Annotated in this window: 28 protein-coding genes and 4 tRNA genes; 17 read left to right on the top strand and 15 right to left on the bottom strand. The window is 68.8% G+C overall.

Annotation, left to right across the window (positions count from 1 at the left end; all coding sequences use genetic code 11):
* Positions 1–34: 34 nt before the first annotated feature.
* Positions 35–586 (top strand): HD domain-containing protein, encoded by a 552-nt coding sequence (locus AB0K82_RS12890; RefSeq protein WP_364395963.1) that lies wholly within the window; start codon positions 35–37, stop codon positions 584–586.
* On the opposite strand, the gene AB0K82_RS12895 is transcribed toward AB0K82_RS12890, so the two are convergent.
* Positions 579–1,055, bottom strand: a complete 477-nt coding sequence (locus AB0K82_RS12895) for an NUDIX domain-containing protein (protein ID WP_364395965.1) — start codon at positions 1,053–1,055, stop codon at positions 579–581. The two genes, AB0K82_RS12890 and AB0K82_RS12895, sit on opposite strands and share 8 nt — an antisense overlap.
* A 4-nt stretch (positions 1,056–1,059) precedes the next feature.
* Complete coding sequence (locus AB0K82_RS12900; RefSeq protein ID WP_364395967.1) at positions 1,060–1,806, bottom strand: XRE family transcriptional regulator; 747 nt, start codon at positions 1,804–1,806, stop codon at positions 1,060–1,062.
* Between the two features lie 267 nt (positions 1,807–2,073).
* Between AB0K82_RS12900 and AB0K82_RS12905 the strand changes: the two genes are divergently transcribed.
* The 7 genes from AB0K82_RS12905 (at position 2,074) to AB0K82_RS12935 (ending at position 6,058) form a co-directional block, all read left to right on the top strand.
* On the top strand, positions 2,074–2,307 hold the full coding sequence (locus tag AB0K82_RS12905) for a hypothetical protein (protein WP_364395969.1): 234 nt from the start codon (positions 2,074–2,076) through the stop codon (positions 2,305–2,307).
* The gene (locus tag AB0K82_RS12910) at positions 2,307–2,450 is read left to right on the top strand and encodes a hypothetical protein (RefSeq protein ID WP_364395970.1); all 144 of its coding nucleotides are present in this window, start codon (positions 2,307–2,309) and stop codon (positions 2,448–2,450) included. The genes AB0K82_RS12905 and AB0K82_RS12910 overlap by 1 nt, the downstream gene beginning before the upstream one ends.
* 15 nt (positions 2,451–2,465) lie before the next feature.
* Complete coding sequence (locus AB0K82_RS12915) at positions 2,466–2,654, top strand: hypothetical protein (protein WP_364395972.1); 189 nt, start codon at positions 2,466–2,468, stop codon at positions 2,652–2,654.
* Between the two features lie 36 nt (positions 2,655–2,690).
* A complete protein-coding gene (locus tag AB0K82_RS12920; RefSeq protein WP_364395974.1) occupies positions 2,691–3,002 on the top strand; it encodes a hypothetical protein in 312 nt (103 codons plus the stop codon).
* Positions 2,999–4,855: an FtsK/SpoIIIE domain-containing protein gene (locus AB0K82_RS12925; RefSeq protein ID WP_364395976.1), complete on the top strand. Its 1,857-nt coding sequence runs from the start codon at positions 2,999–3,001 to the stop codon at positions 4,853–4,855. Before AB0K82_RS12920 ends, AB0K82_RS12925 begins: the two co-directional genes overlap by 4 nt.
* A 64-nt stretch (positions 4,856–4,919) precedes the next feature.
* Entirely contained in the window at positions 4,920–5,111 is a 192-nt protein-coding gene (locus AB0K82_RS12930; protein ID WP_364395978.1) for a helix-turn-helix domain-containing protein, read from the top strand.
* Between the two features lie 224 nt (positions 5,112–5,335).
* The gene (locus AB0K82_RS12935; protein WP_364395980.1) at positions 5,336–6,058 is read left to right on the top strand and encodes a site-specific integrase; all 723 of its coding nucleotides are present in this window, start codon (positions 5,336–5,338) and stop codon (positions 6,056–6,058) included.
* A gap of 97 nt (positions 6,059–6,155) precedes the next feature.
* On the opposite strand, the gene AB0K82_RS12940 is transcribed toward AB0K82_RS12935, so the two are convergent.
* A tRNA-Val gene (locus AB0K82_RS12940) sits at positions 6,156–6,227 on the bottom strand.
* A gap of 62 nt (positions 6,228–6,289) precedes the next feature.
* Positions 6,290–6,658: a TIGR02611 family protein gene (locus AB0K82_RS12945; protein WP_364395981.1), complete on the bottom strand. Its 369-nt coding sequence runs from the start codon at positions 6,656–6,658 to the stop codon at positions 6,290–6,292.
* 205 nt (positions 6,659–6,863) lie between these two features.
* Here AB0K82_RS12945 and AB0K82_RS12950 point away from each other — a divergent pair, with 205 nt between their 5' ends.
* Positions 6,864–7,286: an SsgA family sporulation/cell division regulator gene (locus AB0K82_RS12950; RefSeq protein ID WP_364395983.1), complete on the top strand. Its 423-nt coding sequence runs from the start codon at positions 6,864–6,866 to the stop codon at positions 7,284–7,286.
* Positions 7,287–7,367: 81 nt separating this feature from the next.
* On the opposite strand, the gene AB0K82_RS12955 is transcribed toward AB0K82_RS12950, so the two are convergent.
* Positions 7,368–8,234 carry an aminotransferase class IV gene (locus tag AB0K82_RS12955; protein ID WP_364395985.1) on the bottom strand — a complete coding sequence of 289 codons (867 nt, stop codon included), beginning with the start codon at positions 8,232–8,234 and terminating at the stop codon, positions 7,368–7,370.
* Positions 8,235–8,518: 284 nt separating this feature from the next.
* On the opposite strand from AB0K82_RS12955, the gene AB0K82_RS12960 reads away from it, so the two are divergent.
* On the top strand, positions 8,519–10,261 hold the full coding sequence (locus AB0K82_RS12960; protein ID WP_364395987.1) for a serine/threonine-protein kinase: 1,743 nt from the start codon (positions 8,519–8,521) through the stop codon (positions 10,259–10,261).
* A gap of 20 nt (positions 10,262–10,281) precedes the next feature.
* On the opposite strand, the gene AB0K82_RS12965 is transcribed toward AB0K82_RS12960, so the two are convergent.
* The 5 genes from AB0K82_RS12965 to AB0K82_RS12985 form a co-directional block, all read right to left on the bottom strand.
* Entirely contained in the window at positions 10,282–12,480 is a 2,199-nt protein-coding gene (locus tag AB0K82_RS12965; protein ID WP_364395989.1) for a DUF3488 and transglutaminase-like domain-containing protein, read from the bottom strand.
* Positions 12,477–13,604, bottom strand: a complete 1,128-nt coding sequence (locus tag AB0K82_RS12970) for a DUF58 domain-containing protein (protein WP_364395990.1) — start codon at positions 13,602–13,604, stop codon at positions 12,477–12,479. The genes AB0K82_RS12965 and AB0K82_RS12970 overlap by 4 nt, the downstream gene beginning before the upstream one ends.
* A gap of 1 nt (position 13,605) precedes the next feature.
* The gene (locus AB0K82_RS12975; RefSeq protein ID WP_364395991.1) at positions 13,606–14,595 is read right to left on the bottom strand and encodes a MoxR family ATPase; all 990 of its coding nucleotides are present in this window, start codon (positions 14,593–14,595) and stop codon (positions 13,606–13,608) included.
* Positions 14,595–16,865: a hypothetical protein gene (locus tag AB0K82_RS12980; RefSeq protein WP_364395993.1), complete on the bottom strand. Its 2,271-nt coding sequence runs from the start codon at positions 16,863–16,865 to the stop codon at positions 14,595–14,597. The genes AB0K82_RS12975 and AB0K82_RS12980 overlap by 1 nt, the downstream gene beginning before the upstream one ends.
* Before the next feature lie 187 nt (positions 16,866–17,052).
* Positions 17,053–17,772 (bottom strand): winged helix-turn-helix domain-containing protein, encoded by a 720-nt coding sequence (locus AB0K82_RS12985; protein ID WP_364395995.1) that lies wholly within the window; start codon positions 17,770–17,772, stop codon positions 17,053–17,055.
* Positions 17,773–17,912: 140 nt separating this feature from the next.
* On the opposite strand from AB0K82_RS12985, the gene AB0K82_RS12990 reads away from it, so the two are divergent.
* The 3 genes from AB0K82_RS12990 to AB0K82_RS13000 all read left to right on the top strand — a co-directional run bounded on the left by AB0K82_RS12990 (position 17,913) and on the right by AB0K82_RS13000 (position 18,179).
* Positions 17,913–17,985: transfer RNA gene (locus AB0K82_RS12990), tRNA-Gly, on the top strand.
* 25 nt (positions 17,986–18,010) lie between these two features.
* Positions 18,011–18,081 (top strand) — tRNA-Cys (locus tag AB0K82_RS12995).
* Between the two features lie 23 nt (positions 18,082–18,104).
* Positions 18,105–18,179 (top strand) — tRNA-Val (locus AB0K82_RS13000).
* Positions 18,180–18,229: 50 nt separating this feature from the next.
* Here AB0K82_RS13000 and AB0K82_RS13005 read toward each other — a convergent pair.
* From AB0K82_RS13005 to AB0K82_RS13015, 3 genes are read right to left on the bottom strand one after another with little or no spacing between them, the layout of a single operon-like run.
* Positions 18,230–19,084, bottom strand: coding sequence for a tyrosine-type recombinase/integrase (locus AB0K82_RS13005; protein ID WP_364395997.1), 855 nt, complete (start codon positions 19,082–19,084; stop codon positions 18,230–18,232).
* 2 nt (positions 19,085–19,086) lie between these two features.
* On the bottom strand, positions 19,087–19,494 hold the full coding sequence (locus tag AB0K82_RS13010) for a hypothetical protein (protein WP_364395999.1): 408 nt from the start codon (positions 19,492–19,494) through the stop codon (positions 19,087–19,089).
* A gap of 14 nt (positions 19,495–19,508) precedes the next feature.
* Positions 19,509–19,751 (bottom strand): helix-turn-helix domain-containing protein, encoded by a 243-nt coding sequence (locus tag AB0K82_RS13015; protein ID WP_364396001.1) that lies wholly within the window; start codon positions 19,749–19,751, stop codon positions 19,509–19,511.
* 67 nt (positions 19,752–19,818) lie between these two features.
* Between AB0K82_RS13015 and AB0K82_RS13020 the strand changes: the two genes are divergently transcribed.
* Positions 19,819–20,142: a transposase gene (locus AB0K82_RS13020; RefSeq protein WP_364396003.1), complete on the top strand. Its 324-nt coding sequence runs from the start codon at positions 19,819–19,821 to the stop codon at positions 20,140–20,142.
* A 2-nt stretch (positions 20,143–20,144) separates the two neighbouring features.
* Positions 20,145–21,050 (top strand): IS3 family transposase, encoded by a 906-nt coding sequence (locus AB0K82_RS13025; RefSeq protein ID WP_364396005.1) that lies wholly within the window; start codon positions 20,145–20,147, stop codon positions 21,048–21,050.
* On the opposite strand, the gene AB0K82_RS13030 is transcribed toward AB0K82_RS13025, so the two are convergent.
* Positions 21,018–21,428 carry an ATP-binding protein gene (locus tag AB0K82_RS13030; RefSeq protein WP_364396007.1) on the bottom strand — a complete coding sequence of 137 codons (411 nt, stop codon included), beginning with the start codon at positions 21,426–21,428 and terminating at the stop codon, positions 21,018–21,020. The genes AB0K82_RS13025 and AB0K82_RS13030 overlap by 33 nt on opposite strands.
* Before the next feature lie 385 nt (positions 21,429–21,813).
* Here AB0K82_RS13030 and AB0K82_RS13035 point away from each other — a divergent pair, with 385 nt between their 5' ends.
* The gene (locus tag AB0K82_RS13035; protein WP_364396008.1) at positions 21,814–22,662 is read left to right on the top strand and encodes a helix-turn-helix transcriptional regulator; all 849 of its coding nucleotides are present in this window, start codon (positions 21,814–21,816) and stop codon (positions 22,660–22,662) included.
* Between the two features lie 17 nt (positions 22,663–22,679).
* Positions 22,680–22,901 carry a DUF397 domain-containing protein gene (locus AB0K82_RS13040; RefSeq protein WP_364396010.1) on the top strand — a complete coding sequence of 74 codons (222 nt, stop codon included), beginning with the start codon at positions 22,680–22,682 and terminating at the stop codon, positions 22,899–22,901.
* 267 nt (positions 22,902–23,168) lie between these two features.
* Here the strand turns inward: AB0K82_RS13040 and AB0K82_RS13045 are convergent, their stop codons facing one another.
* Positions 23,169–24,947, bottom strand: a complete 1,779-nt coding sequence (locus tag AB0K82_RS13045) for a hypothetical protein (RefSeq protein WP_364396012.1) — start codon at positions 24,945–24,947, stop codon at positions 23,169–23,171.
* Positions 24,948–24,974: the final 27 nt, after the last annotated feature.

Genomic DNA, 24,974 nt, shown 5'->3' on the forward strand with positions numbered 1-24,974 from the left:
TAGACGTCCCTGCCTCAAGATCTAGCCTCGGTGCATGGCAAATCCTGACTGGGCGCGCGACGTCGCCCGTACCCTGCTCGAAGGACCGTTGCCCCGTCGCTGGGCTCATGTTCAAGGTGTTGCCCGGCAGGCACGGTCGTTGGCTCCGCTGCTCGGTGACGAAGCCGGTCTTGTCGAGAGCGCCGCATGGTTGCATGACATCGGGTACTCACCGGCCCTGGCCGTGACCGGCTTCCATCCACTCGACGGCGCTCGATACCTGCGCGACGTCGAGCACGCCGACGCTGTCCTCTGCGGCCTGGTCGCTTACCACTCCTGCGCGCTGCACGAAGCCGAAGACCGCGGCCTTGCCGCTCAGCTCACGGAGGAGTTTCAGTCGGCGAGTCCTTTCCTAGCGGATGCGTTGACCTACTGCGACATGACGACGACGCCAGACGGGCATCCGGTAGCCGTTGAGGATCGCCTCAGCGAGATCCAGGCTCGCTACGGTGATGGGCACCTCGTTACCCGGTTCATCCAGCGATCGTCTTCCCATCTCATCGGAGCGGTGCGAACGATTCAGCACGCTCAGGCGCGCGTCAGGTGATCTCCGGAGCATCGTCCGCTGATAGGAACCGCTCGATCCGCTTGCGCATCGCCTGATCCATCTCGTAACCGGCGATGTCGGCAGCCGGCACCCAGCGGACTTCGCTCGATTCGCTGCTCGGGGTCGGCTGCCCGCTCACCGGGTAGCCGGTCAGGACGATGGAGAACTCCTGCCGTACCTCGTCGTTGCTGGTGTAGTGGATCACGTGGCGCGGGTCGGTGTAGATGCCGACCAGGCCGGTGACCTCGGCAGTGATGCCGGTCTCTTCCTGCGTTTCACGTATCGCGGCCTGGGCTGCTGACTCGCCGAGGTCGATCGCTCCCCCAGGTAGCGCCCAGTTGTCGTTGTCGGTCCGGCGAATCATGAGGATGTCGCCGTCGTCGTTGGTGACCACGACGTTGACCGAGGGGACCATGCTGTTGGGCTTGGGAGCGTTCGGGTCGTCGTGGTAGTCGATCCGGCGGGCCATGCGGTCAGTCTCCCGCAGCCAAGGGCTTGGCCTCGTCCCAGATGCGTTCGAAGCTCTCGCGGTAGGTGGTCACCATGTCCCCGCCAGCGACGCTGCGCAGGTGCAGCACGGGCGCGTTGGAGGCCACGTTGCCGTAGACGTGGGTGTTGACGAGGAGATCGTCGTCGGCCCGGTAGATCGAGTTGTACAAGACGGTGTCGTGTAGGCGGAACTCCACGCCGTCGAGCTGGCGGAGCGGCTTGTAGAGCACGATGGCGTTGCGGACCTTGGCTGAGATGGCGTCCCCGATGCCTTCCTCTTCGCCGCGCAGGGCGACCGCGGGGCAGTCGGGTTGCCCGAGGAGGACTCGGAAGCGCACGCCAGCTCTGGCCTTCTCCGCGAAGAGGCGTTGCACGCCGGTGTCTTCGGCGAGGAAAAGCCCGACGTATACGAGAATGTCGATCTCTCGTTCGGCTTGGGAGAAGAGTCGTCCCCAGATGTCGCGAGGCATGGCCCAGCGGTGGGGGTAGACGTTGACGATCTCGCTCTCTGAGGCTGTGGCCACCTGCTCGCGGGAGATCGCGTCCGGCCAGAGGTAGGTCTCGTCGACGCCGAGATGTGTTGCCGCAGCGTAGCGGTGTCGCCGGTACGGAGTGCGGCCCTGGCTGATCCAGCGCTCGATGGTCTTCTCATCGACTCCGATGGCCTCGGCGAGAGATGCAACGGTCATGCCCCGTTCCAGCAGCGCCGCTCGGAGTCTTTCGTTTGTCATCTATCCAGCCAGGTCGAGGGACGTCTCAGGACTCATTGACTCTAGTAAGACGTCATGAACACGTCCAGTCATGCTGGTGCTCGTCCGGGCTGATCGGCGCATCGTTGGGGGCGTAAGGAAATTGCCCCGAATAAATACGAGCCGAAGCCTCGATTTCCCACCCTCCGAAAAGCGCTAACGACTGGCCACTCGAATCTATACACGTCTAGTCCTGTCTATGTGCTGCGGATGCGACGGAACCGCGGGCTTGCTCTGGGAGGTGACCGAATGATCGCCGTAACGTTCCTCGCCCTGGCCGTCACCGCGCTGGCCCTCGTCCTGCTCCTGCTCGTCCTCGTCGGTGCTCGCCGCGAAGCGCCCTGGACCGCGCTGGAAGACCAGGCGCCCACCCCGTTGGCCGGCTTCGCTCGCGCCGTGCTGGGGGTCTACGTCCGCAAGAACACCCACGACCAGGCCACCGAGAACACCCAGATCGCCGAACTGATCAAGGGACGGAAGTGATGCACATGCGCCGACTCCCCGACGGCTTCACCGGACGCCGCTGCACCTGTGGCGCGCTCATCGAGATCGGCAACCGCATCTGCCGCAAGTGCCGGTGCCGCGCTCGCTGGCAGCGTCGCAAGGCCCGCAACGACTGGCTCTGAGAGGAGGTGACGTCCATGACCGTCTCCGTGCCGCTCGTCGTGCTCCTCGGCGTAGTCGCCTGGCTCGCCTGGCGCTACATGGGACTGCGCGTCTGGCACGCCGTGCTGTGCCTGCTGTTCGGCTTCTTCCTCGCCGCGACCAACGCCGCCCCCGAGATCCGGCGTCTGGTGACCGCCATCGTGCGATGGCTCACCGGCGCCTAGAACCATCCATCCCCGACCTGAGGAGGCGATGCCTAAGTGCCCAACGATCCTCGTACCGCCAGGCTTGACCTGCAGGAGGCCACCACCCGCAACGACACCGCCCGCCACATCATCGCCGCATTCGCTGACTCCCTGCCCGCCCTCGCCACCTATTGGCGCATCATCGACACGTCCCTCTCCGACATCGCAGCCCTCGCCGCGATCGCCTCCGCGGTCCGCCTGGACCAGGCCAACCTGACGGCCGCTGCCCGCGCCACACTCGCCGCCTACGCCGATGGCGAGGCCGATTGCCTGGCCTACCTCCGCGACGAGCTGCACGCCCAGGCGGACAGGCGGGCCGCGCGATGAGTACACGCCAGCTTCGACGCCAGGCCCGCAAGATGAGCCGCCACGGCATCCAGCCGATGATGGTCATCAACTCCGAAAGCCAGCTACCCGACATGATCGGCGTGCTGATCGCCCGCTGGGTGTGGCGCTACCGCTCCGAACTCGCGCCCCTCAACCTGGCCTGCCTCACCGGCCTCGCCGCATGGCTCCTCCACACGACTCATCCGGGCTGGTGGCCCGAACTCGTCGGCGTCGCTGTCGTAACTGCAGCCGTGCTGCTGCGCTTCGGCCACCGCGCGGGTCTGGCCAGGCGTTCCGAACGGCTGTATGCGGCTCTCGTCGCCGTCTTCGCAGGCGGATGGATGGCCGCAGCGACCAGCGCCGGCCCCACGAGCCGACCACTCCCCCAGGCACTGCTCGTCGGTGGCGTACTGCTGTCGGTCCCGGGGTGGGCGCACCGGCGCAGGCGCGCACGCGTCCGCGTCGAGCGCACCCTCAACGCCTGGCCCGAGATCGCCGAGTCGGTTGGTCTCAACGGCTCTCGCGTGATGTCCGCCGTGGTGGACGCCTGGGGCTGGACCGCCCGCATGGCGCTCCGCCGCGGGCACACGGTCGCCGACGCAATCGGCAAGCTCTCCGCCATCGAATCGGCCCTGGGCACCCGTCCGGGAGCGGTTCGCATCGAACCCGACGCCGCGCGGGCCGACCACTTCCTCATGCGCGTGCTGCACACCGATCCGCACGCACGCCCGGTCCCCTGGCAAGCACCCGACATCCATTCCATCGCGCAGCCGATCCCGCTGGGAGTGTTCGAGGACGCCTCCCCGGCAACCGTGCTCTTGCTGCGCCGTCACGCCCTGATCGGCGGAGTCGTCGGCTCTGGCAAGTCCGGCGTCCTCAACGTCATCCTCGCGGCCCTCACCGCCTGCGAGGACGTGGTGATCTGGGGCATCGATCTCAAGGGCGGCATGGAACTCCGCCCCTGGGTCCGCGCTCTCGATCGCCTGGCCACTACACCCGAACAGGCGACACGGCTCTTCCGCGACGCGGTTGCCGAGTTGGACCGTCGTGCCACGGAGTCCGGCCATCACGGCGCACGCGTGTGGGAGCCGACGCGCAGACGTCCCGCCCTGGTGATTGCGGTCGACGAGTACGCCGAACTCCCCGGGGCCGCCACCGCCTACGCCGATTCGATCGCCCGCCGTGGACGTGCGGTCGCGGTGACGCTGCTCGCCGCAACCCAACGCCCCACGCAGAAAGCCATGGGGCATGGCGCGACGCGCTCTCAGATGGACGTCCGGATCTGCCTGCGCGTGCGGGAACGCCGCGACGTCGATCTCATCCTCGGGCAAGGGGCGTTCAACGCGGGCTGGCACGCTCACACGCTCGACGCGCCCGGCAAGTTCCTCATCTCCGCACCCGAACACCCGACCACCAAGCGAGCGCGCGCCTACCTCATCACCGACCAGGGCGTCACGGCCACCGCGGACCGCTACGCCGTACATCGGCCGGTGCTGAACCCACCCCATCCGGCGCCCGACCCCGACTCCAACCAGACGCCGGACGAGCCGCACGACACCGCCCCGGCGGAGCCCATGCCGGAGCAGCCGGCGACGTCCGAAGGGCGCCTGTGGGAGGCCCTGTACGACGCTCCGGATAGCGGCATCTCCGTCGCTAGGCTGATCAAGATCACCGGGATGAGTCGCCCCACCCTCTACCGGCGACTCGCCGAACATGTCGACGCCGGCCGAGTCGTCCAGGTCCGCCGAGGGCGGTACCGCGCGGCGAGTTCCGAGTCCGGCGACGGCGGATGCCTCGTCTCAACGTCTCACCCTCGCGCGCGCCTGCACGTAAGCGCACGAGATGAGACGTGAGACAAGCCGGAGCAAGCAACCCAACGCACCGACACAGCGATGGAGGCGACCAGGCGGAGAGGAGGTGAGGCACCTGCAGGCGTACACAGTCGAGCAAGTGGCGGAGATGCTGCACATCGGCCGCGACAAGGTCTACTTCCTGCTCCGTACCGGCCAGCTCCGCAGCATCAAGATCGGCAAGTTGCGCCGGATCACCGACCAGCACCTTGCCGAGTTCATCGAGCGGACCGAGACGGAAGGACTGACGCGTGCGTAGAACGCCGTGCTACGTTGCTCTACACGCCTCGGGGTGCGCCCCGGCAGGGAAGGCCCCGAGGCCGCGCCTCTTGATAACCGGGCAAGGCCAAGCTCAAGGACCTGCGCGCAGACGACGTCGACGAGTGGCTGGACGGCCTCACGGAGACGCTGTCGACGCGCAGCCTCCAAGGCGTTCACTCGATCCTCAAGCGGGCCATCCGGCAGGCCCAGGCCCGCGACAAGGTGCTGAGGAACGTCGCCGAACTGGTCACCACCCCCAAGGGCAGGGCCGGACGTCCGAGCAAGGCCTTGACGCTCGCTCAGGCGACGGCCGTACTGGAGAAGGCCGAAGCCTCGCCGCTCCACGCCTACGTCGTCCTCAGCCTCATGACCGGCGTCCGGACCGAAGAGGCACGGGCGCTCCGCTGGGATCACGTCGTGGCGTGGATCGACGACCGAACCGGATGGCGTCCGGTGACGGAAGCCGGCTTCGATCACCAGCGGTTCGCCATCTACGTGTGGCGGTCCGTACGGGCGCACGGCGACACCAAGACGGAGAAGTCACGCCGAACGCTGGAACTGCCCGAAGAGGTCGCCCGAGCGCTGCGCCTCCATCACAAGCGCCAGGCCGCACAACGGCTCAAAGCAGGGAAGGACTGGCAGGATCACGGCCTCGTCTTCTGCACCCGCACGGGAGCGCCGCTCGACGCCGGCAACGTCCGGCGGGCGTTCCGCGGGATCACCAGGAAGGCAGGCATCGGGGAGAAGTGGACTCCCCGCGAACTCCGTCACTCGTTCGTTTCGATCATGAGTGACAACGGTGTGCCCATCGAGACGATCGCCGATCTCGTCGGGCACGCAGGCACCGCGGTGACCGAGAAGGTGTACCGGCACCAGCTCCGGCCCGTCATCACCAAGGGTGCCGAAACGATGAACACCATCTTCAGTCAGCACAAGTCCGCGTGACGGTGGCTCCCCGTTTGGCTCCCCGACCAGACCTGAAGATCGAAAAAGGGCCCCGGAGTGAACTCCGGAACCCTCTCTGACCTGCTCTCACACTGGGTGGGCGATACTGGGTTCGAACCAGTGACCTCTTCGGTGTGAACGAAGCGCTCTCCCACTGAGCTAATCGCCCCAGGCGGATCAACCGACGCCTGAAAGACTAGCGCATCCCCCGCCCTCTTCGCGCATCGGCGATCAGGCGCTCCACGGAAGGTTTAGCCCGAAGGCCTGGAGGTAGGCCACGATCGCGGCGGCGACGATGACACCGGCGCAGATGGCCAGGAGTTGGTTCCGGCGTCGCACACGTGGGTCGAGGGCCTTCTCCTTCGCTTTGCTCGCCGTTTGCTTCGCGGAGGTGAGGGCACGTTGCGCCCAGGCGAACTCGGTCGCCAGGATGGCAAAGCCTACGAAGATCGCTGCCCATCCCGGGCCCGGCAGCACGAGCATCGCGACACCGGCTGCGAGCACCGTCACACCCACGCTGAACACGGCGAGCCGCCAGACGTTGTTCAGCAGGGGGCGGGTGCGGATGCGTTCGCGCCAGTCGGTCAACGTCTCCCTCATGCGATCGACCCTAGGTCACTTCGCTTCCACGCAGGTCAGAGCGGGTATCAAGCCCGGTGAGGTAGGTCACATGACGTACGGGGGGCGGAATGTTCTTAGGACTTTTGACAGTTACGCGTCACAGAGCCAGGGGGACACCCGTTGGAGGGAGCGAAGTCCTCACCGAGAAACCCGCGATGCGGGACTGACGCCTGAAGGATGACCGATGAACAGCAGCAGCACCACTGCCTCCGCCGAGGTCGGCCTTCGGCTCATCGTCCCGGATCGAACGATCATCCCGCTGCTTGCGACGTTGGACTACTCCGCTGATGATCCTTATGCGATCCGTGTCGCGTTCCATGTCGGGAACGAGGCACCGGTGGAGTGGATCTTTGCTCGTGAGTTGCTGACCGTCGGCATTGTGCGCAAGGTCGGCAGGGGTGACGTGCGAGTGTGGCCGGCGGAGAAGAGCGGCGAGCGGATCTTGAACTTGACGCTGTCGTCGCCGTTCGGCCGGGCGCACTTCGAGGTACCGCTGACCCCTCTCACGGACTTCCTTGACCGGACCTATGCGATCGTTCCTGCCGGCCGGGAAGCTGATTTCATCGACATCGAAGCGGAACTCGACGACCTCCTCTGGCACATCTGAACCCCCCGCACGGACCGTACGGCCCCGCACCAGGCGCCTCCCAGCGCTGGCCCACACCCATGGTGCGGGGCCGTACGCCTGTCACGGGTCGAGGTCGGCGGCGCCGCGCGCGGCGAAGACCTCCATCGCCTTACGGGTGACCGAGCCGGGCGCCGAGGGGAAGACCTTGCCGTCGACGGCGCGGATCGGCTGGATGTCGCGGGTCGTGGACGTGAGGAACGCCTCGTCGGCGGTGGCGAACTCCTCCAGCGGCAGGTCCTCCTCCTCGCCGCCGGCCCACTCGAGCACGAGCGCCCGGGTGATGCCCGCGAGGCAGCCGGAGGACAGCGGAGGCGTGGTCAGACGGCCGTCGCGGACGATGAAGACGTTGGAGCCGGTGCCCTCACAGAGGTTGCCGGCGAGGTTGCCGAAGATCGCCTCTGCCCCGCCGTGCTCGTGGGCGTAGGCGAGGGCCTTGGCGTTGTCGCCGTACGACGTGGTCTTGAGGCCGGAGAGGGCACCGCGCTCGTTGCGCGGCCACGGCACGACGGAGACGTCGGCGGTGGGCGGGAACGGCGTCTGCTCGGCGACGGCGACGATCGCCGTGGCGCCCTCGGAGCCGCGGTCGGAGCCGAGCGGGCCCACACCGCTGGTGAAGGTGATCCGGATCCGGGCGAGGTCCCATGACGGCGCGGCGGCGAGGACGGCCAGCGTGCCCCGGCGGATGGCGTCCAGGTCCGGCTCGGGCAGTCCCAGGCCGGCCGCGGAGACGGCGAGCCGCCGCAGATGGCGGGTCAGGGCGAAGGCCTCCCCGCGTACGGCCTTCACCGTCTCGAACACGCCGTCGCCGACGAGGATGCCGTGATCGAAGACCGACACCCGAGCGTTCTCCGGGGCGTACAGTTCTCCATTGATCCACACCGGGACGTTCCCGGTCTGGGAGCTGAGCTCGGCCACTGCGAAAGCCACCTCTCCACTCCGGGCCCTTTTGGCCCGGTTCTCCCCTGCTTCGCCAGGCTGGACGCCCGGCCGAACCCCACACTACGACCCGCACGCACCTGGTTCGAGCCGATTACGCGCGGCGGAGCGCCGCCGATCAACGGTCCTCGCCCGCGGGAACGCCGGGGTCCGTTCCGGCGTCGAACGACGTTGTGGATCAACCTTCGCGAACCCAGCGAACAGCCTGAAACAGGCATTACCATCGACACGATTCATCCCGTCAGCCTCAGCCGTTCCAACGAAGAAGAGACCGAATGATCGACCAGGTGCCCGGCTACCGCATCCTGGAGCGGGTGGGCGAGGGCGGGTTCAGCGTCGTCTACCGCGCCGAGCAGCAGCGCCTGGACCGCATCGTCGCGCTGAAGGTGCTGTCCGTCGACGCCGTCGACGACGACACGATGCGCCGGTTCGAGCGGGAGTGCCAGATCACCGGTCGGCTCACCGGCCATCCGAACGTCGTCACCGTGCTGGACACCGGCGTGACCAACGACGGGCGCCCGTTCATCGCGATGGACTACTTCCAGCGGGGGTCGCTGCGGGACCGGCTGTCACGCGAGGGACCGCTCCCGCTACCGGACGTCCTGCGGGCCGGTGTGAAGATCGCCGGCGCCCTGGCCGCCACGCATGAGGCGGGGGTGCTGCACCGCGACGTCAAGCCGCAGAACATCCTGGTCTCCAAGTACGGCGAGCCGGCCCTCGCGGACTTCGGCATCGCCCGGCTCACCGGCTCGTCGGAGGCCACGCACACCACCGCGTTCACGCCGCACCACGCGGCGCCGGAGGTCGTCAACGGCGAGCCGCCGGGGGTCACCTCGGACGTGTACTCGCTGGCCTCGAGCCTGTACCAGCTGCTGGCGGGCAGCCCGGCGTTCAAGGCGGGGACCAGCGGGATCAGCGCGCTGATGATGCGCATCCTCAACGATCCGCCGCCGCCGATCCCGCGCCATGACGTCCCGCCCCAGGTTCATGAGGTCATCGCCAAGGCGATGGCGAAGACGCCCGCCGAGCGGTATCCCAGCGCCGTGGAGTTCGCCCACCGGCTGCAGGAGCTGCAGATCGAGCTCGGGCTTCCGATGACGGAGCTGGCGGGCAGCGACTCGATCACACCGGCGCCCACCTCGACCCCGCAGGTCGCGGAGCCGGACCACTCCGGGCTCACCGGCCCCGGCTTCGACCTGCTGGCCCAGCAGTACACCCCACCGCACCTGCCGGCGGAGCATCCGGACGTGTCCGGACCGCGGCCGGTCCAGCCGCCCGCGGTCCAGCCGCCCGCGGTCCCCCCGATCGCCGCCCCGCCCGGTGTGCCGAGCGCCGGACTCGCGCACCCGCCGATGCCCGGGCTCCCGCAGACGCCGAGCGCCTGGCCCGATCACGACCCGATGTCCCGCCCGTTCGGTGCGGAGCCGGTGTCCGCACCGCCTCGCCCTGAGGCCGCGCCGCAGGCGCAGCCGGCGACCGCCGGGCGCGCCGATCCGACCGGCACGCCGGCGAACGACCGGAAGGGTGGGCCGGGCGCCATCGTGGCCACCGTGCTCGCCGTCCTGGTGGGTGGAGCGGCCATCGGCATCGGCGGCTTCCTGGTGCTCGGGAAGGTCGGCGGCGGCACGAAGGATACGCCGACGGCGAAGCCGACGCCGACCGCGTCGCGGACGTCCGCTTCGCCCACTCCGGTGGCCGTCCCGTCCCAGGTGATGATCGCCGCGACCCCCTGGGGCCTGCGCGCGGTCGACAAGGGGCAGATCGTGGTCCTGCACTGGAAGATCGCCAAGAACAACAACTACCCGATCTGGGTGCAGCAGTCCGACGGATCGGGAGAGCAGACGCCCCCGCAGCCGCTGGCGCCGCGTTCGACGACCGTGAACCTCTCCGGCCTGGACGCCCAGCGCGGGTACTGCTTCTCGGTCGGCGCGCTGGTCGCCATCGGGCAGAGCGACGGGCAGGCGGCGGCGATCGCGTGGTCCAAGCCGAAGTGCATCCGAGGCGCCACGACCCAGTGACCGCCCGGCCGCCCCGGTGATCAGCGCAGGCGCAGGGAACCGGGGTGCAGGCGGCGGATCAGGCGTCGCAGCGGGCCGACGGTCCGCCGGACGAGCCGGCCGATCTCGTCGGTGTGCCGCCACGCGGCCTCGGCCGTGTCCGGTCCGGGCGGTGTCGCGGCGTACTGCGACCGGTTGACGAGGTCGGCGAGGGGGCGCAGGTGCGACTCGGCCCCGGAGATCCGCTGGGCGCCGAAAGCGGCCACCTCATGGGCGGTCAGGGCGGTCGCGGCGGGCAGGCCGACCGCGCCCAGCGCCTCGCGGGTCTGCGCCCAGGCCCCGGTGATCCGTTCGGCCGGTGTGGCGCCGCCGCGCCTGCGCCGCCGCCGCAGGACGGGAACGATCAGCACGCCGAGGAGGTAGACCGTCGGCAGGACCGGGACCGCGACCAGGCCGTACAGCCACGGCGGCGTCGATGACGTCTTGTGCGGCCGCCGGGTCGGGGTCTTGGGCGGCGACGCGCCCTTCTGGCCCGATCCGGTGTCCTTCTTGCGGGCCGCCGCCGCGCTCTTCTGCGCCGCCTCCAGCTTCTGCTGCGTCTCCCCCGCCGGTACCGAGGCCGACTTGCCCGAGGCGCCGGCCTGTTCGGGGGTGGGGAAGAACGGCACCCAGCCGAGCCCCGCGAAGTCGACCTCGGGCCAGACGAGCACGTCACCGGAGCGGACCTGCCAGGCGCCGTTGCCGCCGACGCCGGGCCGGAAGCCGACGACGACACGTGTCGGCAGTCCCAGCGAGCGCGCCATGACGGCGTAGGCCGTGGCGAACTGCTCCGAGGTGCCGCGCTTGGAACTACCGAGGAAGTAGCGCAACTGCGCGTAGGTGTGGCCGGGCAGGCCGGACACGTCATACTTGGCGGCGCGACGGAGGTAGTCCGCGAGCTTTGCGGCGCGCCCGAACGCCGTGTCCTGGTCCTTGGTGATCTGCTGGGCGAGCCGGCGGAACGGCGGGACCTCGGCGGTCTTCGCGGTGGTCCCCGGTGTCTCCGGGAGGTCGGTGGCGGCCTGGGCCTCGGCGTCCCGCGCGGGTTGGGCGGCCGCGAGCCGGCCGGGATCGTAGTCGGGCACCATCGAGGTGACCGTGTACGCCTGGCCGGAGTGCAGCGGCTCCGCCGTGGCGAGCACGCCGCTGCCGGGATCGGTCGCCACCGCCAGGCCCTCGATGGTCCGGGGCCGGTCCGCGGCCGGCACCCACACGCCGGGCAGGTCCTGGATGGTGAAGCGCTGGACGACCCTCGTACGGCCGACGGTGACGCCGTCGGGGATGCGGTTGCCGGCCGGGACGAACCGCGCGCCGGAGGTCCACGTGACGCCGTCGAAACGGTCCAGGACGGCGATCCGCCAGTCCTCGGGCGCGTTGGCGTGAACGATGAACATCTGCTGGTCGGGGGTCTGCAGCCAGGCCGACACCCGGTCGAGCGGACTGATGCTGTCCCGCTGCTGCGGCGGCGGCGCCTTGACCGTCGCCCGCGGGTCGTACGCCGCGCTCTTGATCGGCAGGTACGGTCCGACGGCCGCGGCCAGCAGCCCGATGGCGGCCGCGGCCGGGACGCCGGCGAGCAGCCACAGCGGCCGCCCGCCGCTCCGTACGATCATGAGGGCGCCGACGAGCCCGACGAGCCCGGCGGCGACGGGGAGATTCGACCCGGGGCCGTGCACGCCGAGCAGCAGGGCGACGCAGAAGACGGCCACCGCGGGCAGCGCCGGTGTCGCCTTCATCCTGGTGCGCAGGCTCAGCTCGGCCCCCGCGAACGCCGCGAGCCAGACGAGCGCGTGCGGCAGGACGAGCAGCTCGGGACGGCCGGGGGCGGGCAGCAGCGAGGTCAGCGTCCCCTTCAAGGAATCGCGCAGCGCCCCGCCCACCACCGTGAAGTCGCCGTGGAACAGCGTCAGCGCGGCGACGAGCGTCCAGGCCACCGCGGTGACCAGGACGGAGATCCACAGCGGCCAGGTCCGGCGCCGCGGCCAGGACAGCAGTGCCACGAGCAGCACCGGGCTGACCGCCGCGACCGTCACCACGGGCACGAGGTCGCCGAGCGTGAACACCCGGTGGAACGCCGCGCCGCCGACGCCGGCCAGCGCGGTGACGATGACGAGCGCGGTGATCAGCCGTACCCGCAGCACCCGGCGGGGCGCGGGCGGCGCGTCGGTGCCCCGCTCGGCGGGGGCCGCCGTCGTCGTCATCGCGTGGCGCCCTTCCACGCGACGAGCAGCTCCGCCAGGTCGGAGATCTCGATCAGCGCGACGCCGGGCAGGCTCGGTCCGGGGGCTTCGGGCCGGACGCGTACGCACACCACACGGTCGAACCGCCGGCGCAGCGCCCCGGTCCGGGAGACCTCCCCGCGCCCGCCGGTGACGAGGACCAGCGCCCCGCCCGCCCGTACGCGCCGGGCGACCTCGACCGCGCCGTGCGCGCCGTCCGTACGGGACAGGCCGGCCAGCCGGTCGAGGAGCTCCTCGACGTCGCGGGCACCGCCACGGGTCTCCACGAGCGGCCCGTCCGCGGTGAGGACGCGGACCGGGAAGTTCATGCGTGCCGCGCCGGCCGCGATGGACGCCGCCGCGTCCACCGCCAGCTCGAAGTCGTCCGCGTCGGCGTAGACGCCGGCGTCGGTGTCCACGACGACCGTCGTCTGCGGCATGCTCGCGTCGACGAGCTGGCGGACCATGAGCGTGCCGGTGCGCGCGCTCGACCGCCAATGGATGTGGCGCAGGTCGTCGCCCATGGCGTACTCGCGCAGCGCGTGGAAGGTCACCGTGCCCGCCGGCGCGGTGTCCGACGTCGGCCCCTCCAGGTGGTGGTTGCGCCCCGAGGGCAGGAGCGGCAGGGCCACCGTGTGCGGGCGGACCAGGAGGGTGCGGGGCTCGCCGTACTCCCGGACCCGCCGGGCCAGCCCGAACGGGTCGGCGCGGACCAGCCGCAGCGGCCCCACCGGGATCTCCCCGCGCCGGTCGGTCGGCAGCGCGTAGCGGATCGTCTCGGCCCTTCCGGGGCGCAGCACGGGCACCCGGACGTCGATCCGCCCGCCGCCGCACGCGTCGTACGCCCGCATCCCCGCCCGGCGCGCCCGGCCGGTGTTGGTGACGTGCAGCACGCCGGTGGCCGGCTCGCCGCGCGCCACCCGGTCCGGCGTGACCTCCCGTACGACGGTGAGGCTGGGCTGCGGCAGCGTCCACAGCACCGCCGTCACGACGGCGAGGAATCCGCCGACCGCGAGGGCCACCGGTTCGGGGTAGCCGAGGACGGCGCCGACGGCGTACAGCACCGCGGAGGCCACGGCGACCCCCCAGCCGACGGGCGTGAGCACCTCAGGCCCCGGTGGACTGCGGCACCGGCACCCGGGACAGGGCCTCGGCGACGAGCTCCGGGGCGGTACGGCCGCGCAGCTCCGCCTCCGGCGTCAGCATGAGCCGGTGCGCGATGACATGCCCCGCGAGGGACTTCACGTCCTCGGGGACGACGAACGACCGGCCGGCGGCCGCGGCCCGCACGCGTACGGCGCGCAGCAGCGCGAGGCTGGCGCGGGGACTGGCGCCCAGGCGGATGTCGGGGTGCTGACGCGTCGTCGCGACGACCTGCACGAGGTAGTCGTACAGCGGCGGCGCGACGTGGATCCGGCCCGCGAAGTCGATCATGTTCTTGATGTCGTCCCGGCCGGCCACCTTCGAGAGCTGGTCGATCAGCGGCCCCGTCGGCGTGCCGGCCAGCACGGCGACCTCCGAGGCGTGGTCGGGGTACCCCATCGAGATCTTCATGAGGAACCGGTCGAGCTGCGCCTCCGGCAGCGGGTACGTGCCGTCCATGTCCACCGGGTTCTGCGTCGCGATCACCATGAACGGGCGGGGCACCGGATTCGGCTGCCCGTCCACGGTGACGCGCCGCTCCTCCATGACCTCCAGCAGCGCCGACTGGGTCTTGGGCGAACCACGGTTGATCTCGTCGGCGACGACGATGTTGGCGAAGATCGGGCCGGGGTGGAACTCGAACTGGTTGTTCGACTGGTTGAAGATCGACACGCCGGTGACGTCGGACGGCAGCAGGTCGGGCGTGAACTGGATCCGCGTCCAGCGCGCGTCGACGCTCGCCGCGATCGTACGGGCCAGGGTGGTCTTGCCGACCCCCGGCACGTCCTCCAGCAGCAGATGTCCCTCACTGAGCAGGCACAACAGCGCCAGCTCGACGTTCTCCCGCTTGCCGCGGATGACCCGCTCGATGTTGCCCGCCAGCGCGCCGAACAACTGCGCGAAGCGTCCCGCCAGGGCGTCCGTGTCGGACGCCCGGTGCATCTCGGCCGTCATCAGCCGGCACACTCCCAGATGGTCGGCCCGGCGAGCTCCTGCCACGGAGAGTGCGGCGTGACGGGCAGGTAGCCGATCATGTATCCGATGTTGCCCTTGTGGTTGACGTGGTCGTACAGCTTGCCGCTGAACGCCGCCTTGCCGTTCGGGTGGTTGTACTGAACCCCGATCTTCTGGCAGTCCACCACCACCGTCTGGCTGTTGGCGTTCTTGATGTACTCGACGACGGTGCTGTTGGGACTCGCCTGCGCCCACATCTTGCTGGACTCGTTCGGGTTGCCGCCGTTGTGGATGCCGTAGGTGTGCGACGGGCCGGCCAGCGCCCTGGTCACGCTGGCGGTCTTGCCGCCGGCGCCGTTGGAGGCCGTCACCCGGATGCTGTACGAGCCGTTCTTCCAGATGGTCGGGATCGTCACCGACGTGCCGGAGAAGTTGCTCTTGGTGTAGCTCTTCGGGCCGGTCACCTGGAGCTTGTAGGTCACGCCCGTGGCGTTCGGCGGGGCCTGCCAGCTGATCTTCGCGCCCTGCGTGGTCCCGGTGCCCGTGACGCCGCTCGGCGCGTCCGGCTGCGTGCAGGACAGGGTCGGGTCGGACTGGTCCGACTCGACGTCCGACTCGTGGTCGCCGTTCTGGTACGTCGCCGCGACCGCGAACACGTACTCGGTGCCGCAGGTTCCGCCCTTCGCGGTGAACGTGTAGTCCGGACCGTCCGCGGCGATCCTGGCGGGCGTGGCGGTCAGGCCGCTCGGCGTGATGAGCTTGTAGCCGGTCGCCTTCCCGCCGCCGCCGGGCTGGAAGTCGACCTTGATGCTCCCGTCCGGCTGCGCCGCCGCCCGCAGGTTGGTCGGCTTGTTCGGCGGCGTGACCTTCGGCGTGTCCGTCGGGTGCGCCGTCGGCGTCTCCGCTGGCTTGATCGGTGTCGTCTTCGGGGGCTTGGTCGGCAGCTTGATCGTCGGCCGCGGAAGCGTCGGGTGGACCGGGAGCCGGGGCGTCGGCAGCCTGCCGTGACCTCCCTTGTCCTTCCCCCCGTTGTCGTTCCCGCCGTTGTCCTGCCCCGTGTCCCCGTTGTCCCCGTTGTCTCCGTTGTCCTGCCCGGTGTTGTCCTGGCCGTCGTCGGTCCCCTTAGGGATCGGGTTCTCGGCTCCGCCGGGCACCTTCCCGGTGTACTTCTGCACCGGCTTGTGCTCGCCGGACCCGTCGACCACGACGCCCTTGGGGCTGTCAGGGTTGTTCACCCAGAGCAGGCCGTCCTTGACGAACGCCTCGAGCGGACCGGGCTTTCCGGTGACCGGGACCTCCGGAGCCATCCGGTTCGTCGCGGAGTCGTACACCAGGAGGCTGCCCGAGGTCTGGTCCGGAATGTAGACCCGCTGTCCGAGCACCTGCGGGGTCGTGAGCTGGTGCTGCGGCAGCTGGAGAGAGACGCTGCTCACCGAGCCGCTGCCCGAGTTCACCACGATCAGCGACTTACCGGCCAGCAGGGGAACGAGCTGCCCTTCCGTGGTCACGGGCGGCGCGGTCACCTTGCCCTTGCCGAGCTGGGCGACGATGGACGGCAGCTTGATCTTCACCCGGACACCGCCGTCGCCAAGGACGAGGCTCTCCGCCGTGGTGAAGTCGGTGACGACCGCGGACCCGGCCGCGATCGTCAGGGACAGGTCGTCACCGGCCCGTCCGACCCCGATCGGCTGTCCCTGACGGCCGTTCTGCACGGACGCCGCCTGCCCGTTGGCGGGCACCGGCACCCAGAGCGTCGCGTTGCCGTCGATGGCGGCCGAACCGAGCGGTCCGGTGAGGCTGATCGGGTCGCCCTGCGTGGCCAGGGTCATCGGGTCCAGGCGCTGCACGCTGCCCTTGACCTGGTCGAGCGCGTACGCGGCGCCGGACCCGGACACGACCTGCATGCCGGCCGCGCCGCGGTAGGAGACGCCCTGGACGACGTTGAGGTGGGCCGGGTCGACGCGGCTGACCACGCCGGTCGTCTCGTCCACGATGAGGACGACGCCGTTCTGCTGGATCACCCGCATCTTGTGGCCGGCGGTGCCGGACAGGGTGACCTTGCCGTCGACCTTGCCCGACAGGCCGTTGACGTGGACGAGTTCGCCCTTCTTGGATGACGTCAGCCAGCCGCCGACATCGGCGAGATGGTACTTCGCGCTGGCCATTCCGACTCCGAAGACGACGGCGGCCACGCACAACACCCCGACCGCTCCGATCGCGATCAGCCCGGTCAGCCGATCACGACGGAAGAACTTACGCTCCCCGCTCACCGATCTCGTCACCCCTCCGCGCCGGAACGTCGCTGCGACGCACGCGACACCTTAATGTGTCCAAGCCTCTCAAACCTCCTGAGTGAGAGATATTGGACGCGGCAACGTGCCGTATATCGGACACAGCGGCGCGGCCTGCGGTTCCATCAGGAGCGGAAAAGGGCCGGGCGGCCACGGAATCGGCCGCTCAGGCGAGGACACAGCCGAAGACGTCGGCCAGCCGGCTCCGGCCCTTCTCGGTCACGAGCAGCGCCCGCCGCGCCGACCCGCGCTCGAACCAGCCGTCCTCGATCATCCGGGCCGTGAGCGCCGCGCCGAGCGCTCCGTTGAGATGCGGGCGGCGCTCGGTCCAGTCCAGACAGTGCCCGGCGAACCTCCGGCGCGCCCGGCGCAGCCCGGCGACGTCGACGCCGATCGAGGACAGCTGCCGCTCCCCCTTGTCCGTCACCTCGTACGCGGACGCCGCGGGATCGTTGAACGACGAATCGACGGTCTCGAGCAGATCGCGGCTGAGCATCGCCTCGAACAGCGCGGCGCCGGCGCGGCCCGCCAAGTGGTCGTAACAGGTACGGGCCTCCTGAAGCGCGCGCGCCTGCCGGGACTGGCGCAGGCTGCGGACCTCGACGTCCGGGCTGATCCGGCTGATCGCCTCGATCACGGCGGCCACCTCCGCGCCCTTAAGGCGGTAGTAGCGGTGCCGTCCCTGCCGTACGACGGTCACGAGATCCCCGTCCAGCAGCTTGGCCAGGTGAGAGCTGGCCGTCGCCGCGCTGACCCCGGCGGTCCTGGCCAGCTCTCCCGCGGCGAGCGGGCGCCCATCGAGGAGGGCCGTCAGCATCGACGCGCGCGTACGGTCCGCCAGCAGCGCTGCCACCGGCGCGATGTCCGAGTCGTACGGTGCTCGCATGGTTCGACCGTACGCCGCGCACGCTTAGACGGACGTCGAAAGATCGACCCGCGACGCGGGCCGGACCAATCGAGTTGGGGGTGGGGCCGAGTATCCGCTAGTGTTTACCCCGTTGCCGAGGGGGGACGCCCCCGAGACACGCGGACGTGGCTCAGCTGGTAGAGCATCACCTTGCCAAGGTGAGGGTCGCGGGTTCGAATCCCGTCGTCCGCTCGGAGAGGTCTTCCCAAGGCCTCACGGTGGAGTGGCCGAGAGGCGAGGCAACGGCCTGCAAAGCCGTGTACACGGGTTCAAATCCCGTCTCCACCTCTGAAGCACACTCTGCTTCGCGAGGGCGATTAGCTCAGTGGGAGAGCGCTACCTTGACACGGTAGAGGTCACTGGTTCAATCCCAGTATCGCCCACCACGTGAAAGTGCAGGTCAGGAGCCCTGCTTCTCTTCCAGAGAGGCGGGGCTTCAGGCTTGTCTGGGCGATATTTGGGCGATGATCTTGTCGCCCTCGCTCGCCTCGGCCTGTCGCCGCGCCGTCAGTCGATTGATCTGTTCTTCCATCTGCGGGTGGAGCACGAGGAGCCGCTTCCGCTCCCGGCCGCGCAGGGCCAGCAGGGACGACTCCCAACGCTCCTGGAGCGTTTCCAGCACCCGGCGCTTCATCGCCGGGGTCACATGCTCGTAGACGCGGGCCATGCCGGGCATCTTGTGTCCCAGACGGGCCGCTCGCGCGACCTCGGGGATGCCGTCCTCGGCCAGCCACGTCCGCTGCGTGTGACGCCCCTCATGGAAGGTGAACCCCGGGAGCACCGGCGCGAGCCGCTTGCCCGGATCGGGGTTGTCCGGGTCGCCGTCCCAGGCCGGCCGCCAGAACCGCTGCCTGAAGTTGCCGCGCCGCAGATTCCCGCCCTTCTCCCCCACGAACACGTAGGGGTGGATGCAGTCGTCCAGCAGCGCTTCGTACATCTCGGCCAGGAATGGCGGGAGTTGGACCCAGCGTTTCCCGGCGGGCGTCTTCGTCCGCTTGGCCTTGGCCAGAGTGCCTCCGGTTTCGGTGAGCGGTTCCTGGACACGGATCGCCTTGTTGATCTCGTCGTACTCGTGTGGCTGGAGGCCGACCAGTTCCGACCAGCGGGCTCCGGTGTAGCCGTCCATCAGCGTCAGCACGAAGCCGGCGTAGCCGAAGCTGTCGTGCAGCCGGACGGCCGCGCGCAGGAACTGCGCCGGGGTCGCCACCTGCCGGTCGGCCTCGTACTCCCCTGTAGTGACCCGGATGCCTTGGCAAGGGCTGGCCGGGATCTTCCGCGCCCGTACCGCCACATTCATGATCGTGGAGAACAGCGCGAAGACCGACGCCACCGTCGGTTCGGCGAGCTCGTCGTGAAGCTCGTTGACCCAGCCCCCTGCACCTCCATATGGTTGTTGAAGATCTGAATGAGCGGCCAGTCCTCCCACTGCGGGAGGACGTGGTTGTCCAGGTAGGACCGGTACTTGGCCTGTGTTGTGATGGCCAGCCGAGAACCGGTCAGCCAGGCCTCAGCGAACGTCCCGAAGGGCGTCTCGGACTCTTGAGGATCGATCCACAGGTGCCGCCGGATCAGCGACTCCTGGTCCTCTCCCCACGCCTCGGCGGCTGCCTTGGTCTCGAAGCCCGACCGGGAGCCCCAACTCCCGTCCGGCTTCTTGTACCGCGCCCTCCATCCCTTGCCGTGTCGTTGCGCGTACGCCATCGCCTCACCTTCTTTCACTCCGTTTCGGTCCGGCTGCTTCGACCTGCGGAGCTCGGGCGCAGACGAGAGCTCGACCTGACCGGCGGTCTTGAGCCGGACCTGATGATCGCCTCCAGGTCGTCGTCGCTGAAACGCAGGTGCTTGCCGAGAAACGTGCATGGGATCGCCCGAGCGGCAGCCTTCTTCCGCAGCCACGATTCCGGGACTTTGAGCAATTCCGCAGCCTCGACCGGCGTGTAGAGCTGCGGCGCGCTCATCGCGCCGCTCCCGCCTCTGCGCTTCCCCTCGTAGCGTGGAGACCTGAACCAGAGAGATGGTTGGGTCGTGGGAGAACAAAGACGCCGGTTTGATCCGGAGTTCCGTGCCGGGGCGGTGCGGATCGTTAAGGAGACCGGAAAGCCGGTCGCGCAGGTCGCGCGTGATCTGGGGATCAGCCCGTACACGCTGCACAACTGGGTGCAGGCCGACCGCGAGCAGAGCCAGGACCAGGCTGCCGGTGGCGGGCTGGGCGAGTCCGAGCGCGAGGAACTGGCCCGGTTGCGGGCCGAGCGGGCGCAGTGGGAGAAGGACCGTGCCGAGCTTGAGATGGAGCGTGAGGTTCTCAAGCGATCAGTGGTTCTGTGGGTGAAGGACTCGATGAACCAGTGATCGTGGCGGAGTTCATCGCGTCCCAGAGGACCAAGCACGGCATCCCGCACGCGATCGCCTGCCGGGCCTTGGAGGTCTCCCAGTCCTGGTTCTACAAGTGGATCAACCGCAAGCCGACCGCTCGCGAGCAGCGGCGGGACCGGCTCGATACCGAGATCAGACGCCTGTTCACCGCCTCGGGCGGCACCTACGGGTCCCCGCGGATCGCCCGTGACCTGCGAGATGAGGGGTGGACGGTGTCGACCAACACCGTCGCCGCTCGGATGGTCGAGCTCGGCCTGGCCGGGCGGGTACCCAAACGGCGCAGGTCGCTGACGCGTCAGGGAAGGCGTCCGGCCGCGCCGGATTTGGTGCGCCGTAAGTTCACGGCCGTGGCGCCGGACGTGCTGTGGTGCGGGGACGTGACGCAGATCGACACCGACGAGGGGCCGCTTTACCTGGCGACGACCGAGGACCTGTTCTCTCGCCGCCTGCTCGGCCACGCCATGTCGGCTCACCACGACGCGGCCCTGGTAGTCGCGTCGCTGCAGATGGCCGCCACCACGCGCGGCGGGGACGTCGACGGGGTGATCTTCCATACCGATCGCGGGTCGGAGTACACCGCGGCCAAGACCGCGGACGCGTGCCGCCGGCACGGCATCACCCAGTCGATGGGCCGGGTCGGCTGCGCCCTGGACAATGCCGCCGCCGAGGCGTTCAACAGCACGCTCAAGGTCGAGTTCGCACACCGTCACCACTTCACCACCCGCGCCGAGGCCCGCATCAAGATCTCGACCTGGATCGCCGACTTCTACAACACCAGCAGGAGACACAGCGCCAACGACGGGCTCGCCCCGATCATGTTCGAGCATCAGATGGCAGAACAGCGGAGGGCCTCAACCGCCCAGCTCAGGGCCGAAGTGGCATAACACCGTCTCCACGCTTTCAGGGGATTGACAGTGGAGTCCTCGTCCGGACTCTGCCAGCCAGCCGGCCTCGCGTATCCTCGGTTCGCTCGTACCGCCCTGGTCGGTCACGGCTACGGCCGCACCCCCTCGCCAGCGTCGTACCTCGACGACGAAGAGTCCGCCGGGCTTCGCGGAGTGGGTGTGCGTCAGGGCGTTGGCCACCAGCTCACCCGTCACGGAGACGGCGTCGTCGGCGAGCGGGCACCCGGCCAGAAGGAACGCGACGAAGTGGCGGGCGGGCCGAGACTGATCGGTACGGCCAGGGAACGTCCGGCGCCAGCGCATGGCGTCGGACTCATCCGCGAGACCGCTGTGGACGTCGATGGGGGAAATGGACATTCGGACACTCCTCCCATGTCGGCTGCGGCCCCGGCCGAGACCATTCCTGACCTCATGAGCGTTGGCCGGGACCGCAGCGATTTGACCGGTGGGGCGGGTCGGGGGCTCCGCCCCACCGAGCTCTTGAATTTCTGTGTGGGGATGAGAGCGGTCGGTACCTGGTTGGTACGTCCTCTCCAACCGACGGGCTGACCAGAGTGATCGAAAATCCCTCTTGCCTTCTCACGCCGATCGCCATCCTCACTCTCCGTCCTTGACTCTGAACGCATCGTGCAGGGCGTGGGAGAGTATCCGCAACTGTTTCAAGAAATAATTTCAAGATCTATCGCGCCCATGAGCGTGAACGCGGTTGCTGCCGCCTGCGCCGCTGGGCAGACTGACGCGAGTGTCCACACGGCAACCCACAGTGCGCGAGCGGCGACTGGCCGCCGAACTACGGCGCCTACGCGAGGCGAGCGGGCTGACGCTCGAAGAAGCGGCCGAACAACTCGGCTGGAGCAAGACCAAGCTGTCGCGGATCGAAACCGTCATGCGACGTGTCGCTGCATCCGAGGTTCAGGGAGTTCTCGACCTGTACGGGATCGCGGGACGCCGGCGTGACGCCCTGATCACGTTCGCCAGGGCCGCGCGTCAACGCGACTGGTGGGACACGGAGCCGCTGAGTACCGACTACGCCACCTACATCGGGCTGGAAGCCGAGGCCGAGGCGCTGAGCTGCTACAGCATGGGTGTGATCCACGGTCTCCTCCAGACAGAGGACTACGCTCGGAACGTCATCAAAGCTGCGCTGATGCGCTTCAAACCGCCCGCGGAGGTCGACCGTAGGGTGGCCGTACGGATGGCGCGACAGGCTGTGCTCACCGATCGGGATCAGCCTTTGCGCTTCTGGTCGATCATCGACGAAGCCGTACTCCACAGGGTCTGCGGCAGCGCCGAGGTCATGCAAGCGCAGTTCGCGCGGCTCCTCGAGCTGGCGGAGCTGCCGAACGTCATGCTCCAAGTGATGCCGGCGGCCGCCGGTGTCCATCCCGGTGTTGCAGGTTCTTTCTCGACCCTGCAGTTCCCCGAGCAGTACTTCCCGAACGTCGTCTATGTCGAGAATGTGACAGGCGCTCTGTACGTTGAGGACGAAGGGCGGGTCCACACCCACGCCCTCGCGTTCGAGCAGATGCAGGCAACGGCTCTCAGCCCAGAGAAGTCGCTGACGCTGCTCGCGCGGCTGGCGGGACAGTGATTGCAGAGGGAGAGCGCGTGACCGACCGCAACAGACCCCAGGTCGTCTTCCGCAAGAGCACCCACAGCGACGCCGGGGAAGGCTGTGTCGAAGCGGCGATGCTGGACACCTTGCGTCTCGTACGCGATTCCAAGGACCCAAGCGGGCCGACGCTGGCGTTTACGTCGTCGGCTTGGGCGGCGTTCATCGAGGACATCAAGCAGGGCAAGTTCAACCTGACAGGTTCGCTCGGCGCCTGAGGGACTCGCCCCACTTTGCGTTCGTCCGCAGCACTGGACAGAGACAACCTGCCGATGTCGGTCGTCGGACGCGCTGTCATGCCGATGAGCGGGCGTTTCGGGGCTCCCTGGAGCCGGGTGCGGACGTGATCCGCGAGGCGGCGTCGATGTCTGCGCAGGTCCGCCGCACGCCACTGCCCACCAAGTGGAGCGAGCGAGCATCGATCACGCGGGAAAAGCTGCTCACTCGCCCTATCGATCGTGCCCGCTCGGCTGCGACCCCGGCTTCTATTGGCTCGAGTCCTGCTCGGCATCGCCGGTCGCGGCCTCGGACTCAATCGGTTCGGTAGACCTCGTGCCAGTACTCTCGCCCTTCTTGCCCGCCTCGATGGCGGCGTAGCGGCGCCGTTGAAGCTCATCGCGTTCAACGTCCGGAATCGTCATTGACTCGGCAAGCACGGCGGCGAGCGCGTCCACCTGAGTATTGTCAATGTCAGCGTGGAAGAGCCACCGGATGTTCTCGTCGCGCGTGATGAGGTCGATCGCCGAACGCCCGCTTCCGTCCTGTGCGGGCGCTCGGACGTATCGCACTCGGTCAATCGGGATGTCCTGGCCGATCTCGCCTTGCTCAAGGAATGTGTTGGTCTTGGCCGTGATGATGCGGCGATCCGTGACGGCGACCAGTGTCTTTGCCGCCGCCTTATCGATTGCTGCCGCCAGCTTCTCCTTCGCTACGCTGAAGATCGCAGAAAGTGGATCGAGGGCATCGAGCTGGTCGGGGAAGCCGAGGACACGGAGGGTCTCACCGTCCTCGAGGAACCATCGCAGGATGCGAAGGTACGGCTCGAGATCCAGCGATTCGGGCGCGCAGACGACCTCCGGAACTTCGAGCGGAGGGGCTGGGGGATGGAGAGCATCGGCAAGAGGCTGGATCGCCTTGAGAAGTTGGGTGCAGGTTAGGCGGGCGGCCTTCGAGTCCTTTCGGTTCCGGGTCAGCGGCACCGTTGCGCGGCCGGGGAGTTCGGCGATGATTCGTAGCTCCCGCGTCAGCGAGTCGACGAGGCTCGCCGTCTCGGTGAGAGCGGAGCCGAGCTCCTTGCCAGTGTGGCGCGCAATGGCGTCGACGAGCCGCGCCTCGCCAGCGTCTTCGGGTCCAGCGGCTCTCGCCCGCGCGGCGTGGAGCGCCTGATACCCGGTCCAGGCCTTGACGGAAGACAGCAGGGCGTTGGCGTCGAAGAGGATTGCCTCGGCGTTCGTCTCGAGATACTCACGGCGGCCATGTGTGTCGAGCCGATGAATCTGCCGGCCGTGATTGCCGACGTTGAGTCGGTACAGTTCAAGCTGCTTACGCAGGTCCGCCTCTTTGCCCGCGACGGTGTCCCACAGGGTCGTCGGGACCGATTCAACCTCTCGCGCTTTGTCAACTGCGCAATCGACGGCGGCAACGAGCCCCGTCAGCTCGGCCCACTGCTCGCGGCGGATAGTCGCGAGTACCTGGCTTGTCAGCGCGATGTTGGTCCTGACGAGGCCTGTGACCTCACTCAGCTGCATCTGAAGGGCGACCATGGCTAGCGCTGGCCCGACCGCGGCCGCGGTCTGCGCCGCGCTCACCGCAGTAACGGGGATGAAGCGGGCCTGAGCGAGGCCACTAGAGGAGATCACTGTTCCGAGGTTCGCGCCGTCCTTGGTGGCGAGCGTTCCGCCGGCCTTCAGCAGGGCCCGTGTCGCGTCGGTGATCCTGTAGAGCCCTTGCACGCTGGCGAATGCGTTTTCGAGGTTGCCGGCCACAGCCGCCGTGTTTCCGATCGAGGCGAGGACTGTGGATATCTGCTTGCGGTCGGCGGCCGGCACAAGCCCAAAGTGGATCAGATCGAGCTTGAGCTCATGTGGGATCTCACCGAAGACGACAGCAGCCCCTGGGAGCACCTCCGCTATAACCGTCGATGCCGTTGTCGAGTCGATGTCCGAGTTGGGTGTTTGATCGTCCACAACAGGTGAGTCGGCGGTATCGCTCTGGCCGTTCTCCTCAGGCGCGGCGATCTCCATCGAGTCCGAAGGGTCCTGCATGCGATATCCTCCACGCGAGGGCGTGCA

Origin of the sequence: Actinoallomurus sp. NPDC052274, assembly GCF_040679475.1 — a bacterium.
Classification (GTDB): Bacteria; Actinomycetota; Actinomycetes; order Streptosporangiales; family Streptosporangiaceae; genus Actinoallomurus; species Actinoallomurus liliacearum.

What these genes read in the sequence shown, in the direction of transcription:
- AB0K82_RS12890 (WP_364395963.1), top strand. Translation starts at nt 35, where the DNA reads ATGGCAAATCCTGACTGGGCGCGCGACGTCGCCCGTACCCTGCTCGAA.
- AB0K82_RS12895 (WP_364395965.1), bottom strand. Translation starts at nt 1,055, where the DNA reads ATGGCCCGCCGGATCGACTACCACGACGACCCGAACGCTCCCAAGCCC.
- AB0K82_RS12900 (WP_364395967.1), bottom strand. Translation starts at nt 1,806, where the DNA reads ATGACAAACGAAAGACTCCGAGCGGCGCTGCTGGAACGGGGCATGACC.
- AB0K82_RS12905 (WP_364395969.1), top strand. Translation starts at nt 2,074, where the DNA reads ATGATCGCCGTAACGTTCCTCGCCCTGGCCGTCACCGCGCTGGCCCTC.
- AB0K82_RS12910 (WP_364395970.1), top strand. Translation starts at nt 2,307, where the DNA reads ATGCACATGCGCCGACTCCCCGACGGCTTCACCGGACGCCGCTGCACC.
- AB0K82_RS12915 (WP_364395972.1), top strand. Translation starts at nt 2,466, where the DNA reads ATGACCGTCTCCGTGCCGCTCGTCGTGCTCCTCGGCGTAGTCGCCTGG.
- AB0K82_RS12925 (WP_364395976.1), top strand. Translation starts at nt 2,999, where the DNA reads ATGAGTACACGCCAGCTTCGACGCCAGGCCCGCAAGATGAGCCGCCAC.
- AB0K82_RS12945 (WP_364395981.1), bottom strand. Translation starts at nt 6,658, where the DNA reads ATGAGGGAGACGTTGACCGACTGGCGCGAACGCATCCGCACCCGCCCC.
- AB0K82_RS12950 (WP_364395983.1), top strand. Translation starts at nt 6,864, where the DNA reads ATGAACAGCAGCAGCACCACTGCCTCCGCCGAGGTCGGCCTTCGGCTC.
- AB0K82_RS12960 (WP_364395987.1), top strand. Translation starts at nt 8,519, where the DNA reads ATGATCGACCAGGTGCCCGGCTACCGCATCCTGGAGCGGGTGGGCGAG.
- AB0K82_RS12965 (WP_364395989.1), bottom strand. Translation starts at nt 12,480, where the DNA reads ATGACGACGACGGCGGCCCCCGCCGAGCGGGGCACCGACGCGCCGCCC.
- AB0K82_RS12975 (WP_364395991.1), bottom strand. Translation starts at nt 14,595, where the DNA reads ATGACGGCCGAGATGCACCGGGCGTCCGACACGGACGCCCTGGCGGGA.
- AB0K82_RS12985 (WP_364395995.1), bottom strand. Translation starts at nt 17,772, where the DNA reads ATGCGAGCACCGTACGACTCGGACATCGCGCCGGTGGCAGCGCTGCTG.
- AB0K82_RS13010 (WP_364395999.1), bottom strand. Translation starts at nt 19,494, where the DNA reads ATGGCGTACGCGCAACGACACGGCAAGGGATGGAGGGCGCGGTACAAG.
- AB0K82_RS13015 (WP_364396001.1), bottom strand. Translation starts at nt 19,751, where the DNA reads ATGAGCGCGCCGCAGCTCTACACGCCGGTCGAGGCTGCGGAATTGCTC.
- AB0K82_RS13030 (WP_364396007.1), bottom strand. Translation starts at nt 21,428, where the DNA reads ATGTCCATTTCCCCCATCGACGTCCACAGCGGTCTCGCGGATGAGTCC.
- AB0K82_RS13045 (WP_364396012.1), bottom strand. Translation starts at nt 24,947, where the DNA reads ATGCAGGACCCTTCGGACTCGATGGAGATCGCCGCGCCTGAGGAGAAC.